The organism is Brevundimonas sp. SL161 (genome assembly GCF_049896985.1).
Lineage (GTDB): Bacteria > Pseudomonadota > Alphaproteobacteria > Caulobacterales > Caulobacteraceae > Brevundimonas.
In genome coordinates this window covers 185,953-203,269 of the sequence record NZ_JAFCVJ010000001.1, presented here as the reverse complement: position 1 = coordinate 203,269, position 17,317 = coordinate 185,953, and the positions used below count along the sequence as shown (strand labels likewise).

Sequence of the window (17,317 nt, the reverse complement as noted above, 5' to 3'; positions counted from 1 at the left end):
TCACCGCGTACAGAGACCGGAATACGACCATGAAGGCCGATACGCACCCCGACTACCATTTCATCACCGTCACCCTGACGAACGGCGACACGTACAAGACGCGTTCGACCTACGGCAAAGAGGGCGACACGCTGAACCTGGACATCGATCCCTCGACGCACCCGGCCTGGACCGGCGGCAACCAGCAGATGCTGGACCGCGGCGGTCGCGTTTCGCGCTTCAACAACAAGTTCGGCGGCTTCATCAAGAAGTAGGCCTCAGCACCACACGGGTGCGACAAAGACGACACGAAGAGCGCCGGTCACCCGACCGGCACTTTTTGTTTGTCCGGAACGTCGATAACATGGGCTCGTTCGATACCCGGGCGTGGACACGGGGCTCCACCAGGCGTCGCACCAAGGCGAATACGACCATGAATCGACGCGAACTCACCCTCGGCGCAGCCGTATCGGCTCTCGCCGGTTCGGCCGCGGCGCAGAACGCTCCGATGGGCGCCCAGATTCAGGGCCAGCCCCAGACCGTCGTCGTCACGCCGACCAGCCCTTACTACGCCGCCTTCAACGCCCAGCTGGAGCGCCTGCCCGCTGCGATCCAGCCCGACGTGCGCGCCTTCTACGAACTGAACGGCTGGCAGCCGGCCTGGACTGGTGCCCGACTGCGCACCCTGAACCAGGCCTCCGCCCGCGCGGAGCGCCACGGGCTGTCGCGTTCGGACTTCTTCGACTTCGTGGGCCTCGCCGCCGATCCGGACACGGCGGACATGCGCACCACCGCCGCCGCCATCACCTACGCCCGCGTCCTGGCCGAGGGCCGCATCCGTCCCGAGACGGTCGAGGACCTGTGGGAGATGGAGAAGAACCGGGTCGATCTGCCGGTCGGCCTGAACGACGCCCTGGTCCAGAACAAGGTCGTCGAATGGTTCGAAGGCCTGGCGCCGACCGACATCGGCTATTCGAACCTGTCCGCCGGCTACGTCCGCTACCGCCGAATTATCCGCGAGGGCGGCTGGCCCCGCTTCGTCGCAAGGTCCGGCACGATCGAGCCGGGTGCCAGCGACAACCGCGTGCCCGCCATGATTGCCCGCCTGGTGGCCGAGGGCGACCTCAGCGCATCTGACGGCGCCCGCCTGACCGCCGAGGGGCTGGTCTACGGTCCGCAACTGCAGACCGCCATGCGCGGCTTCCAGGCCCGACACGGACTGGCGGCCGACGGCCGCATCGGCGCCGGCACCCAGAGCTCGCTCGGCGCATCGGCCGAAGACCGCGCCCGCCAGATCGCCCTCAACCTGGAACGCCGCCGCTGGCTGAAGCGAGACCTGAATCCCGAGCGGATCGAGGTCAACACAGCCGCCGCCATCATGGTCTACTGGAAGGAAGGCCGCCCGGTTCATTCCAACCGCGTCGTCTGCGGCTCGCCTGCCAACCAGACGCCCAGCCTGGAAAAGCCCTTCGCATCGGTCGTCGCCAATCCGCCCTGGTATGTGCCCGCCGGCATCGCCCGCCGTGAGATCCTGCCGCGCGGCCCCGGCTATCTGGCCAGCCAGAACATGTACATCTCGAACGGCACGGTCATCCAGCGCGCCGGCCCCACAGCCGCGCTCGGCTATGTGAAGTTCGAACTGCGGGACAGCTACGCCATCTTCCTGCACGACACCCCGTCCAAGGCCGCCTTCAACCTGTCGATGCGCCAACGGTCGCACGGCTGCGTCCGCGTCCAGAACGCGGTCGAGTTCGCGCGCCTGCTGCTGTCGCCCGATCCCATGCTGCTGGGCCAGTTCGACGACGCCCAGGTCAGCCGCGAGACCCAGCGCATCCAGACGGGCCGCGAGATCACCGTGCGGCTGCTCTACTGGACCGCCTTCGTCGACGGACAGGGCCGCGTCGCCTTCCGCGAAGACGTCTATCGCCGCGACCAGAAGCTGGCCGAGGCCCTCGGCATCGCCGTCAGCCTGCCGGCCGTGATCGATGACGGGACCGCCGTGGCCAACGACGTCGGGCCGTAAGGCTTAGAGCGCCAACTTTTCCCTCCCCCTCGGGGGAGGACAGATCGCGAAGCGATCGGGTGGGAAGGGCAAGGCGACATGGCGATCATCGCCAAGGCTCGCGAAATGCGAAAGGCAATCACGCCGGCCGAGGCCAGGCTGTTCTGGCCCCGGAAGGGTTGTTGACCCTGCGATACGGAAATCTTCTGCTCCGGGATCGCCTGGATAAGATCATGGCGGAGGTGCGTGCGGTTTGCCTTGCCCGCCCCAACCGGTCTCCGCTTCGCTCCGCCCCCCCCTCCCCCGCAGGGGGAGGGAGAACTTTAGTCCTACCCCCTGAACGCCGCTTCCAGCAGGCCCATCTGGCTCAGTACAGGGTTCGCATCCGGTTCGGGCGCGTCATCGAGATACATCCGCTTGTCCAGATACAGGACGCGGTCATGCAGTTTCTCGGCGCGGACCAGGTATTCGACCAGAGCGATCGGCATCTCCGGGTGGCTCGGCTCGGCCTCGATCTTGCGTTCGTTGAGGCGATAGCGCGGCTCGCAGGCGGCCTCCGGCGCCATGTCGCCCTCGCGCACGGCGCGTTGCACCAGCAGCCAGGACGCGACCTGCATCAGCCGCGTCGTCAACTTCATGCTCTCAGCGGCATAGGCCAGGGCGGCCGAACGCGACAGCAGCTTGGAGTCCCGGCGTCCGTCGCCGTCCAGATAGGCGGCGGTCTCCTCGACCAGGTCCATACCGTCCTGGAAGGTGCGCTCGAACAGTTCGGACCGGGCGAAGTCGCGGATCTCCCCGGCGCGTGACGCCGTGGACCCGGTACCCGGCGCGGAATTCTCGGTGCCCATCAACTCAACCATACTCATCGTGATCCGCAACGTCCGCTGGTCCATCGGCCCGGAACGGCGCCGCACGGGTTTCGCCTGCAACCGGCATGCCACGAAAAAGGGGGCCACGGAAAGCCGCCACGCAGAACCGCATCAGTTGCCGAAGTTGAACAGGGCGTCGGCGGCGGACTTCTTGGCCGTCTTGCCGGCGATGGCGCCGCGCGCCCGCGCGATCTCGGCGTCCAGCGCCTCGATGCGCTCGCCCAGTTCCTCGACCGAATAGAGGTCCAGGTCCTCGCGACCCAAGGCCGCCACGGACGCTCCGCGTTGCGGACGCGGTTCAAGATCCTCGAACGTGATCGTCGCCTCCTTGGCCAGAACCCCGAAGAAGCCCATTTACGCTCCCGGACACGGACGATTGCAAGGCTTGGACGGATATGCGGGTGATCGAGATTGACGGCGGCTCAGGTCCCGCAGAGGCCCTGTGGCTCTCCGAACGCCCCGATCCCCAGGCGGGACCGGGTGAAATCCGCATCCACGTGCGCGCCGCCGGGGTCAATCGCCCGGACCTTCTCCAGCGCAAAGGCGGCTACCCTCCTCCGCCTGGCGCGTCCGAGATCATGGGGTTGGAGGTCGCGGGCGAGGTCGATCAGGTCGGACATGAGGTCACGCGCTGGCGGGCCGGCGACCGGGTCTGCGCCCTGCTCGGCGGCGGAGGATATGCGGACTATGCTGTCGTCGACGCCCGCCACGCCCTGCCGATCCCCGACGCCCTCGACTTCATCCAGGCCGCGGCCCTGCCCGAGACCGTCTTCACCGTCTACGCCAATATGTTCGAGGCCGGCGCCCTGAAGGCCGGCGAGACCCTGCTGGTCCACGGCGCGACGTCCGGCATCGGGGTAACGGCGATCCAGATGGCCCGGGCGGCGGGCGCCCGCGTCATCGCCACGTCCCGGGGCGCAGCGAAGACGGCGGCGGCGCTCGATCTCGGGGCGGACGTCAGCCTGGACGCCTCGGCCGGAGACCTGGGATCCGCGATCCGGGATGCGGGCGGCGCAGACGTCATCCTCGACATGGTCGGCGCCGCTTATGCCGAGGTCAATCTGAATGCCTTGAAGCCCGGCGGACGCTGGGTCGTGATCGCGACGTTGAGCGGCGCGCTCGCCGAGGTCGATCTGATGCGGATCATGATGAAACAGGCGACCCTGACCGGATCGACCCTGCGTCGCCGTCCGGCCGACGAAAAGGCCCGACTTGCGGCGGCGATCGAGGCCACGGTCTGGCCCTGGGTCGTCTCGGGCCTCGTGCGCCCGCCGGTCGAGGCGACCTTCCCCCTGGCCGAAGCAAAACTCGCCCACCTCCGGCTGGAGGCGGGCGAGCATGTCGGCAAGATCGTGCTGACGGTCTAGATCGCTACCAGCGACCGCCCCCGCGAGCCGGACGCATCGACGAGATGCGGTCGTTGACGCTCGTATAGTTCAGGTTGCTAGTGCTGGAGGTGATCACCTGGCACTGGCCGCGGAAATAGGCGTCGGTGCAGACTTCCCAGGCGCCGTTGAGCTCCATCGAGCTGATCTGATCGTTGAGACCCGAGCGACCGAGGTCGGCGATCTCGCTGCGGAACGTCTGCGAATAGCCGCGGTAGTTGCTGTCGGCGTAGACGGTGATGCTCGTGCGGCCGTTGTTGCCGCCCCAGCCGCCGCCATTGTTGCCGCCATTGCCCCAACCGCCGCCGTTATTGCCGCCGTTGCCCCAACCGCCGCCGTTATTGCCGCCGCCGTTGTTGCCGCCGCCACTGCCGCGCTCGTACTCGCCGCGCACATTGCCGCAGATCAGCAGCCCGTCATTGTTGGCGATGTCGAAGGCGGAGCAGCGCGCCAGTTCAATCGAGGTGCCGCGGACATTGCCACGCATGTCCCGGCAGTCGGCGTAGAGACGGCCCTGGTTGACGTAGGATCCGCTGCAGCTGTCTGCGAAACTGCCGCGCGGCGCGACTCGCTGGGCGCCATCGTCAATCGACGGCGCGCGTTCCTGGGCGCCGCCGGCCAGCACGGCCAGCGCTGCGAGAGATGTGAGTGCGATAGACATGGGCTTCCTCCAAGTGATCCCTAAGGCCGCTGAACGCGTCCGATGTCACACTGTTCAACATCCAGCATGAACCGAACCTGTATGGCTCCGCTTGCCTTAGCTTAACGTAGCGGCCGGAGCGACAGGATGACGTTGTCGAAACCCACATCACTGAGGTTGCTCACCTGACCGGCGAAGCTCTGGCATTGGCCGCGATAATTGGCCCCGGAGCAGGCCTGCCACCCGCCGGTCAACCGCATCGAACTGATCTGATTATTCAGGCCCGAGGCGGTCAAGTTGGGCTGGGCTGTCGTGTAGGTTCGGGAATAGCCGACGAAATTGATGTCCCTGTAGATTGTCACCGAGACGGTCGGCGTCGGCGGGTGTGTGACGGCGGTGCTCGTTTCGAGTCGCCCCGCCGTGCCGCCGCACGTCAGTGTCCCGTTGATGTTGGCGACGTCCACGCCCGTGCACGATGTCAGCGGGATCGATGACCTTACGAAGGCGCCCGAGGTGTTGCGGCAGTTGGAGAACAACCGTCCGCCGAGCACATGGGACGCGGCGCAGGTCTGGGAAAAACTGCCTTGCGGCACGGCGCTCGCCTGGGCCAGTAGCGTCGCCGGCGCGGAGTCGAGGCCGGCGCCCGCAACAGCCGCCACGGACAGCAATGTGATGAGTTTCAAGGTCTCCCCCGGGGATGAGGCCGGCCGCACAGTCTGGCCGAGCAACGATATATAAACCCGTGATCGATCACCAGCCAGTGACGTTTTCTTTTGCGCCGAAACGGCCTATATCGAAATCATCAGCGCCCGGCCGAAAGGTCGGGCGCCGTCGTATCCAGAGCCCGCGATCGCCGGGCCCCTCATTTCCGGGACTGCCCCCATGACCGACATCCTGATGCCCAAGGCCACCGCGGTCTGGCTTGTGGACAACACTTCGCTCACCTTCGAACAGATCGCGGACTTTTGCGGCCTGCATCCGCTGGAAGTGCGCGGCATCGCCGACGGCGACGTGGCCCGCGACATCCGGGGTGTCGATCCCATCACCGGCGGCCAGCTGGGCCGTGAGGAACTCGACAAGGCCCAGGGTGACGAGACCTACCGCATGAAGGCGATCGTCAGCCGTCACGCCGAACTGATGAAGGCCCACAAGCCCGCGCCGAAATACACCCCGGTGTCGCGCCGCCAGGACCGTCCGGACGCCATCATGTGGTTCGTCAAGAACCACCCCGAGGTCACCGACGCCCAGATCGCCAAACTGCTCGGCACCACCAAGTCGACGATCGACAGCGTGCGCAACCGCACGCACTGGAACAGCCCCCAGATCAAGCCTGTCGACCCGGTGACCCTGGGTCTCGTCGGACAGCTGGTGCTGGACGACCTGGTATCCAGGGCCGCCGAGAAGAAGAACCGCGACGACGCCAAGAAGGGCGGCGCCGCCCTCCAGCCCATCGAGGCCGAACCCGCCGAGCCGGAGTTCGTCCCCGAAGAACGCGAACGCCGCACGGCCGAACCGACCGCCGCGTCGGTGTTCGGCACGAACGAGTAAATCCTTCCCCTGCGCTGCGCTTGGGGGAGGACTGAAAACGGCCTTGGGATCGCTCCCGGGGCCGTTCGTTTTTCTGGCGGAGACCGGGGCTAGCCTGCCCTGGCCTCCAGACTGGTGATTTCTTCCTTGAGCCGGAGCTTCCTTCGCTTGAGCTCCCTGACCTGCAGCGGATCCACGGAAGGCCTGCCCACCTCCAGCCGGATAGTGTCATCTAGCTGACGGTGACGATTTCCCAGTTCGCGGATACGAGCTTCGATGGTCATGGCTTGCGCCTCCATGTCTAAGGGACCACACAATGAGCGCCTGGATTTGCCGCCTGTGAAATCACGGTTCAGTGACGTCAACGGAACGTAAAATTTCTCCGGGCACGGCCTAGCCTGGCCCCAACCTGGACCATGATGTGAACGTAGCGGTACGGAACCCGCCGCCCCGGCTGGTGGTCGGAATCTCCGGCGCATCGGGAGTCATCTATGGCGCCCGGGTGCTGGATGCGCTGAACGACCTGGGCGTCGAAAGCCATCTGGTGGTCACCCGCGCCGCATTGCTCACATTGTCGCAGGAGACCGATCTCAGCCCTGACGACCTGACCGCCAAGGCCACCGTCCTTCACAAGCTCAATGACGTCGGGGCCTCGATCGCCTCGGGCTCGTTCCGGTCGCTGGGCATGATCGTCGCGCCCTGTTCGGTCAGGACCATGAGCGAGATTGCCACCGGCGTAACCTCGACCCTGCTGACCCGCGCCGCCGACGTCGTGCTGAAGGAGCGCCGCCCCTTGGTCCTGATGGTGCGCGAGACGCCCTTCCACCTCGGCCACCTGCGCACCATGACAGCCTTGGCCGAGATGGGCGCGACCATCGCCCCGCCCCTGCCCGCCTTCTACTCCAAACCCGCCTCGATCGCGGAGATGATCGACCAGTCCGTGGGCCGCGCGCTGGACCTGTTCGGTCTCGACTGGGCGCCGGTGAAGCGGTGGGAGGGGCTCAGGGGCCCCGTAACGGAGTGAGCGACCCTTTCTGGGACTGGGCGCTGAAAGCCTACGCTGCGCCCGGCGTGCAGGAGGCGTGCCTGCAGCTTCAGGATGGAACCGGCCAGAACATCCCCTTGTTGCTCTGGGCCGGCTGGACCGCCGCGACGGGCCGCGTGCTCGACGGGGACGCCATCGAGGGCGCCTGCGACTGCGCCCGCGCCTGGGATGCCGCAGCCGTCACGCCGCTGCGCACCCTTCGCCGCACGCTCAGGAACACCAACCCCGACATCGACAATGCTGCGCGCGAGAGCCTGCGTGAGGCCGTGAAGGTCGTCGAACTGGCCGCGGAACGCCATCTGATGGCGGGACTGGAGGCACTGGCGCCCTCCCGCACGGGCCCGCCCCGTCCGGCCATAGACGCGTTGGCCGCCGTCGCCCGCGTCTGGAGCCGGGTCGTGCCACGCCCGGCGCTGACGACGCTCGCCGAATGCCTTCCGGCCTGACCCGGCCTCGGCTATAAGCCCGCCTTCGCGGGGACCGGCATGAACGACGACCAACCCTTTCTGACCGACGACGAGATCGCCCTGCACGCCCAGGTCAAGGACCTGCGGCTGGAGCACGCCGACCTCGAAGCCTCGATCGACGCCTTGTCGCACATGCCGATTCCGGACCAGCTCCTGATCGCCCGCCTGAAGCGAAAGAAGCTGTTGCTGCGCGACGAGATCGTGAAGATCGAAAGCCGCATCCTGCCGGACATCATCGCCTGATCCCTTCCCTTATCCCACCGGGAGAGGGAAATCCGTTGGCCTCTATGAGTCCAAAAAAGTGCACACAGAGTTATTAGAATTCAATGGATTGCACTCTTTGGACTTGGTTTTTTAAGAGCCCAGTCTGCGGAGCGCCTAGTCTTTGGCTTCGCTTGCGCAAACCCGAATAAGTCGTTGTTTTTACAACTTATCGTCCACGCTTTCGGACCCACATGGCGGCGTCAGCCTCGGCGAGCCAGGTCTCGACGTCCGCCTGGCCGGCGAAGGCCCGCACCCCGAACGATCCGCCCAGCGACGCGGGGGCGCCCTCCCAGCGGAACTCGGCCTCTTCCAGCGCTTGCTTGAGACCCGCCGCCTTCTCGCGCCCTGCCTCCAGGCCGGAGTTCAGCAGCAGCACGCCGAACTCGTCCCCGCCCAGCCGGCCGACCGCGTCCGTGGCCCGCACATTCTCCAGCAGCAGCTCGGCGACCCGCACCAGGGCGGCATCACCCGCTGCATGGCCGAGTGAGTCATTGACCGTCTTGAACCCGTCGAGATCCAGATACAGCAGCACCGCCGGCACCTTGTAGCGGCTGCAGTAGGCCATCGTCCGCACCATCGCCGCCGCGAAGCCGCGTCGGTTCAGCACCGGGGTCAGGACGTCATGTTCCGCCGCAGCCTCGGCCGCCTCGGCGCGCGCGGTCAGGGCCGCCACCTCGGCGCGCAGCCGGGCGATCTCGGCCACAGGGTCCAGGCCCGGGTCGACGATCTCATTGATGTTCGGCGCGTCGGTCACGTCGAGAAGCCACTCCGGGCGCGACTCAATACGGGCGCCTCCTGCGCCCAAGCTAACGCCCTTGGTTGCGGGCGCAACGCGCGTGCTGTAACCGACCGCTTTCCTCGCAAGGCTCAGTGACGCATGGCGACGACGACCCCCCCGGTGGCGATCATCATGGGCAGCCGCTCGGACTGGCCCACCATGAAGCACGCGGCCGACATGCTCGACCGGCTGGGGGTCGGCTGGGACGCCCGCGTCGTCTCGGCCCACCGCACGCCGCAACGCCTGTTCGACTTCGCCAACGGGGCCAGGGTGGCCGGTTTCAAGGTCATCATCGCCGGCGCCGGCGGGGCCGCCCACCTGCCGGGCATGGCCGCCTCGATGACGCCGCTGCCCGTGCTGGGCGTGCCGGTCCAGTCGAAGGCGCTGAAGGGCCTCGACAGCCTTCTCTCCATCGTCCAGATGCCTGGCGGCGTCCCGGTCGCCACCCTGGCCATCGGCGATGCAGGGGCTAAGAACGCCGGCATCCTCGCCGCCCAGATCCTGGCCCTGTCCGACGAGACCCTGGCCGGCCGTCTCGACGCCTTCCGCGAGGCCCAGACCAAGTCGGTCCACGAGACGGTCGAAGACTGAGTGCCCGTTCTGTCTGAAACAGCCCTGCCCGCTCCTCTCGCGCCCGGCTCGACCATCGGCATCCTCGGCGGCGGCCAACTGGGCCGGATGCTGTCGCAGGCCGCCTCGCGCCTTGGCTTCGACGTGGTCATCCTCGATCCCGAAGAGAACAGCCCCGCCGGTCGCGTCTCGCGCGGCCAGATCGTCGCCGCCTATGACGATCCGACGGCCCTGACCGTCTTCGGTCGCGTCTGCGACGTCGTCACTTTCGAATTCGAGAACGTCCCCGCCGCCTCGGTCGAGCGTCTGGCCGAGGCTGGCGCCCTCGTCGCCCCCGGACCCACCGCCCTCGCCGTGGCCCAGGACCGGGTCGACGAAAAGACCTTCCTCAACGCCGTCGGCGCCATGACGGTCGCGTTCGCCCCCGTCGACAGCCTCGACGACCTGACCGCCGCGCTCGAGACCCTCGGCACGCCCGCCCTGCTCAAGACCCGTCGCGACGGCTACGACGGCAAGGGCCAGGTCTGGATCAAGTCGACGAAACAGGCCGCCGCCTCTCTCGCCGAACTCGGCGGACGCCCCGCAATCCTCGAAGCCAGGGCCGCCTTCACTCGCGAGCTGTCGATCATCGCCGCCCGGGGCCGGGACGGCGCCGTGGCCGTCTATCCGCTGGGCGAGAACAGGCACGCCGGCGGGGTCCTGCGCACCACCAACGCCCCGGCGAAGGTCGACGCCAGGACGGAGAAGCGCGCCCGCGCCATTGCCGCCGCCATCCTCGACGGCCTCGCCTACGTCGGCGTCATCGGCATCGAGCTGTTCGACCTCGGCAACGGCCAACTGCTGGTCAACGAGATCGCCCCTCGCGTCCACAACACCGGCCACTGGACCCAGGACGGCTGCGTCTGCGACCAGTTCGAACAGCACATCCGCGCCATCGCCGGCTGGCCGCTCGGACCGACGAAGGCCCACGCCCGCGTCGAGATGACCAACCTGCTGGGCGACGAGGTCGAGCAGTGGTCGAAACTGGCCGCCGGACCCGATCAGCGCCTCCACCTCTATGGCAAGGCCGAAGCCCGGCCCGGCCGCAAGATGGCGCATGCGAACCGGGTGCGGCCGCTCTAATTCTCCCTCTCCCAGAGGGAGAGGGCTTGAGCGCACGGCGGCTTACCGTCGTCCTTGCGCGAAAGGGTGAGGGGTTAGTCGCCAACCGGTGAGGGCACGCCCCTCACCCTTTCGGCTGAAGACGCATCGCTTCGCTCTGCGAGCCTCAAGCCCTCTCCCACCGGGAGAGGATCAAACGCGTGTGGGATACCGCAACCGGCTCAGCATCTCGGTGACCCGCCGCACCGGCGCGTCAAAGTCCTTGCCCGCCTTCCACTTCTCGAAGGCCATGACGTTCTCGATCCGCGCCGCCACGAAGGCGTCGGCCGCATCCTTGCCGTCGAACAGCCGCAGCGTCATCGCCGGGACCAGGATGCCCGACAGGATCGTCCGCTTCGAATAGTGGTTCCAGTCGGTCGCCGTATCTCCGGCCCAGCGCCACAGCCGGTCCGCCGTCGCCCAGGTCAGGCTCAGCACCAGGTCGGCATTGGTCGGCAGGGCCATGAAGCCCGCCGCCCGCTTCTCGGCTTCCGGATGCGCCATCGCGACCTCCAGCCGCGTTTCCAGGGCCCGGGCGATTCGCTCGCGGATCTTCAGCAAGGCGGGATCACCCAGCACCGCCAGGGCCTCATCGTCGTGCCGTCGCCACAGGAGAACCGCCAGATCGCGCGCGCCGTTGGGCAGCAGCAGCTCCTGATCGCCTTCGCTCAAGCCCTGCGCCTCGCAGGCCGCACGCACCATCCGCCCGTTCCAGCCCAGCCGCGGAGCCAGACCCAGCGCCGAATCAAGCACCGACTGCTCCATCCGATCGGCCCAGTCGCCTTCGGGCGCATTCGACAGCTGCGGGGTATCGGTCATCTGTCCATGATACGCCTGTCCCAGCGGGATCGCGAGCGTCACGGAAGCGCCGCGACGATCTGGACAGAGGGCGGGGCTTGGTGTATCCGCAAGCCTTCGCTCGCCGGGCTGTCGCCCGCGAGAACCGTTTTTATTTGTCTGCCCGCCTCTCAAGGACGCGGCGGGCAGCCAAAGGAGAGTTCAACCTGGTACAGATTTTCGTTCGCGATAATAACGTCGATCAAGCGCTCAAAGCCCTCAAGAAGAAGATGCAACGCGAAGGCAGCTTCCGTGAAATGAAGCGCCACGTGCACTACGAGAAGCCCTCGGAGAAGCGCGCCCGCCAGAAGGCCGAGGCCGTTCGTCGCGCCCGCAAACTGGCCCGCAAGCGCATGCAGCGCGAAGGCCTGCTGCCGCCTCCGAAGCCCCGGGTACCGCGCGCCTAAGGCCGCGACCGGAGTTCAAGATTTCAAAGGCCGTCCCGGGAAACCGGGGCGGCCTTTTTGATTCCAGCTTGATCTTCTCTCTCCCCTTATGGGGAGGGTGGTCGGAGCGCAGCGGAGACCGGGTGGGGGCGGCAAGGCAAAACTCCCCGGGCCTCTGTCTGGATCGCCCTGCCGCCCCCACCCCGTCGCTACGCGACGCCCCCACCCCTTCGGGGAAGGGAGACTTCTCGCTCTACCGCCCGCCCCCACTGATCGCCTGGCCGAAGCTCTTCCAGCTCAGCTTCACGTCCGACAGCGCACCCGCACGGAACGCCCGCCCGGCCAGCCACACCATCAGCAGGGCCACCGCGAACATCCCCGCCATCGTGCCGATGATCTCGATCAGCGGCGGCCCCGACGGCGCCCGCGCGCTCATCAGGAAGGGCGTGAAGAAGGGCACCCAGGACAGAAACTTCACGGCCGGCGCATCCGGGTTCACCAGGGCCATCTGGACGACCAGCAAGGGCACCACCAGCACCATCATGATCGGGCCCATCAGGGTCTGGGCGTCGCGCGGCGTCTCGCAGAAGGCGCCGATGGCCGCGAACAGCACCGCGTACATCAGATAGCCGCCGACGATATAGCCCATGAAGTAGAAGATCAGCCCGTCGGTCATCAGCACCGAGGCCACATCCGCCGCGACGGACGGCGCCGCCGTGATCAGCCCCACGGCCCCGATCCCGCCCCAGACGACCAGCACCGACAGGGTCAGCATCGCCACCCCAAGTACCTTGCCGGTCAGGATCTCCGTCGCCGAGGCCGACGACAGCAGGACCTCGAGGATCTTGTTCGACTTCTCCTCCATCACGCTGTTCAGCAGGATCGAGGCTCCGGTGATGATCAGCGACCACAGGATGAAGCTGAAGGCCAGGCCGATGATCCCGGGCAGGCGGTCCTTGAACGACACCTCCCCTCCCCCCGCCGAACGCGGTGAGAAGACGTTGATCTCGGGTCGGAAGGCGTCGACCTGCTCGACCACGGCCGCGTCGATTCCGGCCTCGCGCAGGACGGTGTCGCGGTTCTCGTCGCGCAGGGCCCGGCGCACGAAGTCCTCGACCGTGTCGTCGGTCGCGCGCGCGGCCCAGACACGGGCCGCCGGCCCCTCGGGCGTGCGGGTCAGGAAGACGACGGCGTCCAGCCTCTGTTCCTTGGGCGTCGCGTCGGTCAGATAGCGCCGCACCACGACCTCCTGGGCCGCGCCGGTTTCCGCACCCGCCAGATCGCCGGGGGCGTCGACAAACCGAATGCGCGACCGGGTCATGGAGGCGATCGCGCTCTCCGCCGCACCGGGAGGCGCCCCGGACGATGCCGCGGCCTTCTCGGCGGCTTCGCGGGCGCGTTCCGCCTGTCGTTCGGCGTCGGCGGCCAGAGCGCCCTTCACAGCGGCGGCCAGGCCGGTCGCGGCCGGGCCCTCTTCGATCAGGACGACGGCGCGCACGGGATCGGCGCCGCGCATCAGCAGAGGCACGGCGCCGCCGAGCACGGCGAAAAGGGGGAAGGCCAGCAAGGACAGCCAAAACCCGACCGTTTTGGCGTAGGCGAGGAACTCGCGCTGGGCGATCAGCAGGATGCGGTTCATTGGCTCACCTCCGATTTGGCGGCAGGTCGGGCCACGCTCTGATCCTGATCGGGATGGTCGCCGGTCAGGTCGATGAAGGCGTCATGCAGGGTCGGTTCCTTCAGTTCGAACCGGCGTACATCCAGGCCGCTGATGAAGGCGGTCTTCAGCGCCTCCTGACCGCCGGCGCCACTGGCCAGGGCGCCCTTCAGCACCCTCACGCCGCCGTTGTCCGACACGACCTCGACGCCGGTCACGCCCGGCAGGGCCGCCACGGCCTCGGGGGTGATCTCGCCTTCCAGCTCCAGGAACCGTCGCGAGGTCGCCCGCGCCTCGGTCACCGTGCCGTCGAAGGCCTTGCGGCCCCGCGCCATCAGCACGACCTGGTCACACAGCCGCTCCGCGTGCTGCATCACATGGGTGGAGAACAGGACGGTCGCTCCATTGGCGGCCAGGTCGCGGATCACCGCCTCCAGCCCCTGCTGGTTGACGGGATCGAGCCCGCTGAACGGCTCGTCCAGGATCACGAACTCGGGCCGATGTACGACCGAGGCGATCAGCTGGACCTTCTGGGCCATCCCCTTGGACAGCTCCTTCATCTTCTTCTTCTGCGAGGCGCCGAGGCCCTGGGCCTCCAGCATCTCGCGGGCGCGGCGCTTGCCTTCGCGCGTCGGCAGCCCCTTCAGCGAGCCGAAGAAGGCGATCGCCTCCACCGGCGTCATCTTCTTGTAGAGCCCGCGTTCCTCCGGGAGGAAGCCGATCCGGTCGCGCACCTTGCGCCCGTCGGACGCGCCAAGGATGTCGATCGTGCCCGCGGAGGCTGCCTGAAGCCCCAGGATCATGCGGATGGTCGAGGTCTTGCCCGCGCCGTTGGGGCCCAGGAAGCCGCAGATGGCGCCCTTCCGGACCTCGAAACTCAGGTCCTTCACCGCCTGAAAGTCGCCGTAGCGCTTGCTCACGCCTTCGAGCGTCAAGGCCACCATATTCATCCCCTGGTCGATTACGGACCTAGAGGTAGCAAAGGACACTTTACATTGGAACCGTAATCGACGTCCCGACCGTTACGCACCGGTCACGAGAAAAGCGGCATCGAAATCAGTCGGCGACCACGACCTGAAATGTCTCACCGACGACACGGGACGGGTTCACCTGCGACCCGCCACGACGCACTTCGAAATGCAGGTGCGGGCCGGTCGAATAGCCTGTCGAACCGACGAGACCGATCCGCTCGCCGGCCAGCACCCGGTCGCCTGATCCGACATCGATCCGGGACAGGTGGGCGTACATCGTCGTCATGCCGTTCGGGTGGCGCATCTCGATGAAGTTGCCGTACCCCTCGGGCTGACGGCCGATTCGGGCGATTTCTCCTTCAGCGGCTGAATAGACCGAAGTGCCCTGAGGCGCGGCGATATCCACGCCCTTGTGCATCCGGGCTCCCGGCTCCCCGCCCAGCCGGCGCATGCCGAAGCGGGAGTTGATCGCAAAGCCGCGCACCGGTTCCTCGAAGGTCATCGGTCGGGTCAGCGGCCCGGCGGGCTCGGCCACGGCGGTAACGGGCGGACGCTCCGGCAGGGCGAAGATCTGGTCGCGGGGTTCCCGCTCGGCGGGCGCCATGGCCATGGCCAGAACAGCGACCCCGATCAGGGCGACGGTCTGGCCGGAGTGGGTCACAAAGGCACGGGCGGTCGGAAACAGTCGGCGCATGAAGTCGTCGGCTCGGTGGCGCTTTTGCGAAAGCAGTGGAGGCCAGAGGGCGCGGGTCCGGGACCGGCACACGCTTCGGCAAGCGGACGTATCAACAATTCATGGGGCGACTTTGGGGCGCGGGTGTTGCGTCCGGGGGGCGACAGGGCGTCGCACCTGCGATCCTCCCCCAGCGGGGGAGGTGGCGCGGAGCGGTTTCGTGACGTGACGGAGGGGGCCGACTCCAGACGCTGTGTCTGCAGCCAGCCCCCTCCACCACTTCGTGGTCCCCTCCCGACGGGGGAGGACGTTTAGAGCGGCAGGGTCAGGGTAATGCCGCCCATGTGGCTGTCGGCATGGTCGCCGAAGCGGCCGCGATAGCCGATCTCGACTTCGAGCGGGCCCAGATCCCCGCTCAGCCCGGCAGAGGCCAGGACCGAACCGCCGAACGGGTCGTCGAACCGACGCGACAGGACCTGGGCGGGGTTGCCCGCGATCCCGACGCGGACGGCATCGGAGCTGTCGTCGAGGCTGTCGCGATAGCCGCCCTCGACGAAGACGGCGAAGCCGCCCATGTCGCCCTCGGCCCGCAGCACGGCCTCGGCGGTGACGCCTTTGACCGAGCGGTCACGGTACTGGTAGGAGGCCGCCGCCCCCTGCTCGATGTAGCCGTCGACGTCGGAGTTGGCGTAGGTCACCGCCACGCGCGGCGAGATGGCGATCCCGCCCGCATCGAACCACATCCCCCCCTGCAACCGGGCGCCGGAGCTGAAGCCCCGCGTGGTCGCTGTCTGGATAATCGGCGCCAAGGCGCTGACTCGTTCGATATTGTTGTAGTCATCACTGGCGAAGCCGGCGGCGACATTGATGAACATCGCATCCGACCGCCAGCCCGCAGCGGCGTCCAGCGCCAGGGTCTGCAGTTCGAAGCTGGTCGGTCCGGCGCTGACGTCGGCGTTGCGATAGCTTCCCGTCAGTCCGAACCGCATCGTCTCGGTGCCCGACTCCAGCGTCATCTGGGCGCCGTAGCCATCGGACTTGGCCGAGGCCACCGTAGCGCGCGCGTCGGTCTCGGAGCGGTCATAGAGAGCGCCGATCGAGATCGAGGTTCCCGCAGTCCAGGGCGCGTGTCCCGACATCCGGGCGCCGGCGGCGTCCAGGGCGTCTTCGCGGTGACGATAGGCGGTCTCGCCCTGCATGGTCGAACCAGCGGCCCGGTCACCATAGTAGAGGTAGTCGCCGGACAGGGTGGCGATCAGCCGGTGTCCGGCCGCTGTCGGGTGGACGCCGTCAAAATACAGGTAGGAGTCAGGGTTGGCGCAGACCGTGACGCCATTGAAGCAGGCCTCGGTCACGTTGCTCAGGCCGAACCGGCCGGGGCTGGAGGCCAGCAGATCACTGACCTTGGCCAGATCGAACAGGATGATGTTCGTGCCTGGACGGGCGGCGGCGGTCGTCAACAGAGCCGTCTGCAGGCTGCTGTTGAAGGTCGATCCGGCATAGTCGGCCAGGGCAGCGGCCGGCGAGGTGCGGAACTGAGGCGTGATGCCCAGGCGCGGCAGGTTGGTCACGAGAATCGTCCCCGCGCCACGACCGGCGATGTCGTTCACCAGGAAATTCATGTCCGCGACGGCGGCCGCCAGGGTCGGGGTGATGGCGGCAACCGGGTTGGTGCTGACGCCGGCGGTCGGGAGCGCCTGGAAGATGTTGTTGGCGCCGCCCAGGACACTGACCAGATCATTCGCGCCGAACGCTCCGCCCCGGCCGAGATAGGTCGTCAGTTGCTGACGCATGCCGGGCGGGAAGGCGACGTTGTTGTCGGTCCGCGACCCGCCGTAGGCGAGGTTGATGCTGCCGGTGACCGCACCGTTGAAGTTGGCGGCGTTGAAACCCAGCAGTTCCGTAAAGACGCGCCCGTTGGAGAACCGGCCCTGGAAATAGGGCGGCGATGGCGGCTGGGTCCCGCCGGATGCAAGGTACAGGTTGCCGTTGTCACTCAGCGAGTCGCCCAGCACGACCAAACGGCCGTAGGACTGGGCCGAGGCGGCAGTGGCGAGCGCGGCGGATGCGGCGAGCGTCAGCGCAGCCAAGGCTGCGCCGCGGAGATAACGTGACATGGTCTTCCTC

General features: G+C 67.5%; 21 protein-coding genes. 10 read left to right on the top strand and 11 right to left on the bottom strand.

Annotated elements, in window-relative coordinates:
- The first annotated feature begins 29 nt into the window (after positions 1 to 29).
- Complete coding sequence (gene rpmE / locus ACP7AU_RS00975; protein WP_303695506.1) at positions 30 to 254, top strand: 50S ribosomal protein L31; 225 nt, start codon at positions 30 to 32, stop codon at positions 252 to 254.
- A 158-nt stretch (positions 255 to 412) separates the two neighbouring features.
- The gene (locus tag ACP7AU_RS00970; protein WP_426035297.1) at positions 413 to 2,002 is read left to right on the top strand and encodes a L,D-transpeptidase family protein; all 1,590 of its coding nucleotides are present in this window, start codon (positions 413 to 415) and stop codon (positions 2,000 to 2,002) included.
- Positions 2,003 to 2,310: 308 nt separating this feature from the next.
- On the opposite strand, the gene ACP7AU_RS00965 is transcribed toward ACP7AU_RS00970, so the two are convergent.
- Both ACP7AU_RS00965 and ACP7AU_RS00960 read right to left on the bottom strand, forming a co-directional pair.
- A complete protein-coding gene (locus ACP7AU_RS00965; RefSeq protein ID WP_426036049.1) occupies positions 2,311 to 2,829 on the bottom strand; it encodes a DUF1465 family protein in 519 nt (172 codons plus the stop codon).
- 132 nt (positions 2,830 to 2,961) lie between these two features.
- Positions 2,962 to 3,204 (bottom strand): DUF1192 domain-containing protein, encoded by a 243-nt coding sequence (locus ACP7AU_RS00960; RefSeq protein ID WP_426050234.1) that lies wholly within the window; start codon positions 3,202 to 3,204, stop codon positions 2,962 to 2,964.
- Positions 3,205 to 3,245: 41 nt separating this feature from the next.
- On the opposite strand from ACP7AU_RS00960, the gene ACP7AU_RS00955 reads away from it, so the two are divergent.
- Positions 3,246 to 4,217 carry an NAD(P)H-quinone oxidoreductase gene (locus tag ACP7AU_RS00955; RefSeq protein WP_426050233.1) on the top strand — a complete coding sequence of 324 codons (972 nt, stop codon included), beginning with the start codon at positions 3,246 to 3,248 and terminating at the stop codon, positions 4,215 to 4,217.
- Between the two features lie 4 nt (positions 4,218 to 4,221).
- On the opposite strand, the gene ACP7AU_RS00950 is transcribed toward ACP7AU_RS00955, so the two are convergent.
- Both ACP7AU_RS00950 and ACP7AU_RS00945 read right to left on the bottom strand, forming a co-directional pair.
- Positions 4,222 to 4,896 carry a beta/gamma crystallin-related protein gene (locus tag ACP7AU_RS00950; protein ID WP_426050232.1) on the bottom strand — a complete coding sequence of 225 codons (675 nt, stop codon included), beginning with the start codon at positions 4,894 to 4,896 and terminating at the stop codon, positions 4,222 to 4,224.
- Positions 4,897 to 4,997: 101 nt separating this feature from the next.
- Positions 4,998 to 5,558 (bottom strand): beta/gamma crystallin-related protein, encoded by a 561-nt coding sequence (locus ACP7AU_RS00945; RefSeq protein WP_426050231.1) that lies wholly within the window; start codon positions 5,556 to 5,558, stop codon positions 4,998 to 5,000.
- Between the two features lie 199 nt (positions 5,559 to 5,757).
- Here ACP7AU_RS00945 and ACP7AU_RS00940 point away from each other — a divergent pair, with 199 nt between their 5' ends.
- Positions 5,758 to 6,423 carry a DUF1013 domain-containing protein gene (locus tag ACP7AU_RS00940; protein WP_426050230.1) on the top strand — a complete coding sequence of 222 codons (666 nt, stop codon included), beginning with the start codon at positions 5,758 to 5,760 and terminating at the stop codon, positions 6,421 to 6,423.
- 89 nt (positions 6,424 to 6,512) lie between these two features.
- On the opposite strand, the gene ACP7AU_RS00935 is transcribed toward ACP7AU_RS00940, so the two are convergent.
- A complete protein-coding gene (locus ACP7AU_RS00935) occupies positions 6,513 to 6,686 on the bottom strand; it encodes a YdcH family protein (RefSeq protein ID WP_426035285.1) in 174 nt (57 codons plus the stop codon).
- A 137-nt stretch (positions 6,687 to 6,823) separates the two neighbouring features.
- Here ACP7AU_RS00935 and ACP7AU_RS00930 point away from each other — a divergent pair, with 137 nt between their 5' ends.
- Genes ACP7AU_RS00930 through ACP7AU_RS00920 form a run of 3 tightly spaced genes read left to right on the top strand, consistent with a single transcriptional unit; the run spans position 6,824 to position 8,157 of the window.
- A complete protein-coding gene (locus ACP7AU_RS00930) occupies positions 6,824 to 7,426 on the top strand; it encodes a UbiX family flavin prenyltransferase (protein ID WP_426050229.1) in 603 nt (200 codons plus the stop codon).
- A complete protein-coding gene (locus ACP7AU_RS00925) occupies positions 7,423 to 7,893 on the top strand; it encodes a TIGR02444 family protein (RefSeq protein ID WP_426035281.1) in 471 nt (156 codons plus the stop codon). Before ACP7AU_RS00930 ends, ACP7AU_RS00925 begins: the two co-directional genes overlap by 4 nt.
- Positions 7,894 to 7,932: 39 nt before the next feature.
- Complete coding sequence (locus ACP7AU_RS00920; RefSeq protein ID WP_426035279.1) at positions 7,933 to 8,157, top strand: YdcH family protein; 225 nt, start codon at positions 7,933 to 7,935, stop codon at positions 8,155 to 8,157.
- 187 nt (positions 8,158 to 8,344) lie between these two features.
- On the opposite strand, the gene ACP7AU_RS00915 is transcribed toward ACP7AU_RS00920, so the two are convergent.
- The gene (locus ACP7AU_RS00915; protein ID WP_426035277.1) at positions 8,345 to 8,932 is read right to left on the bottom strand and encodes a GGDEF domain-containing protein; all 588 of its coding nucleotides are present in this window, start codon (positions 8,930 to 8,932) and stop codon (positions 8,345 to 8,347) included.
- 123 nt (positions 8,933 to 9,055) lie between these two features.
- On the opposite strand from ACP7AU_RS00915, the gene purE reads away from it, so the two are divergent.
- A complete protein-coding gene (purE, locus tag ACP7AU_RS00910) occupies positions 9,056 to 9,547 on the top strand; it encodes a 5-(carboxyamino)imidazole ribonucleotide mutase (RefSeq protein WP_426035275.1) in 492 nt (163 codons plus the stop codon).
- Entirely contained in the window at positions 9,548 to 10,648 is a 1,101-nt protein-coding gene (locus ACP7AU_RS00905; protein WP_426050228.1) for a 5-(carboxyamino)imidazole ribonucleotide synthase, read from the top strand.
- A gap of 171 nt (positions 10,649 to 10,819) precedes the next feature.
- Here ACP7AU_RS00905 and ACP7AU_RS00900 read toward each other — a convergent pair whose 3' ends face one another.
- Positions 10,820 to 11,485: a COQ9 family protein gene (locus ACP7AU_RS00900; protein WP_426035271.1), complete on the bottom strand. Its 666-nt coding sequence runs from the start codon at positions 11,483 to 11,485 to the stop codon at positions 10,820 to 10,822.
- Between the two features lie 185 nt (positions 11,486 to 11,670).
- On the opposite strand from ACP7AU_RS00900, the gene rpsU reads away from it, so the two are divergent.
- Entirely contained in the window at positions 11,671 to 11,910 is a 240-nt protein-coding gene (rpsU, locus tag ACP7AU_RS00895) for a 30S ribosomal protein S21 (protein ID WP_298161710.1), read from the top strand.
- Positions 11,911 to 12,142: 232 nt separating this feature from the next.
- On the opposite strand, the gene ACP7AU_RS00890 is transcribed toward rpsU, so the two are convergent.
- The 4 genes from ACP7AU_RS00890 to ACP7AU_RS00875 all read right to left on the bottom strand — a co-directional run bounded on the left by ACP7AU_RS00890 (position 12,143) and on the right by ACP7AU_RS00875 (position 17,307).
- Positions 12,143 to 13,528, bottom strand: coding sequence for an ABC transporter permease (locus ACP7AU_RS00890; RefSeq protein WP_426035269.1), 1,386 nt, complete (start codon positions 13,526 to 13,528; stop codon positions 12,143 to 12,145).
- Positions 13,525 to 14,490 carry an ABC transporter ATP-binding protein gene (locus tag ACP7AU_RS00885; RefSeq protein ID WP_426035267.1) on the bottom strand — a complete coding sequence of 322 codons (966 nt, stop codon included), beginning with the start codon at positions 14,488 to 14,490 and terminating at the stop codon, positions 13,525 to 13,527. The genes ACP7AU_RS00890 and ACP7AU_RS00885 overlap by 4 nt, the downstream gene beginning before the upstream one ends.
- A 112-nt stretch (positions 14,491 to 14,602) precedes the next feature.
- Complete coding sequence (locus ACP7AU_RS00880; RefSeq protein WP_426035265.1) at positions 14,603 to 15,211, bottom strand: M23 family metallopeptidase; 609 nt, start codon at positions 15,209 to 15,211, stop codon at positions 14,603 to 14,605.
- 290 nt (positions 15,212 to 15,501) lie between these two features.
- Positions 15,502 to 17,307, bottom strand: a complete 1,806-nt coding sequence (locus ACP7AU_RS00875; RefSeq protein WP_426050227.1) for an SGNH/GDSL hydrolase family protein — start codon at positions 17,305 to 17,307, stop codon at positions 15,502 to 15,504.
- Positions 17,308 to 17,317 lie beyond the last annotated feature (10 nt).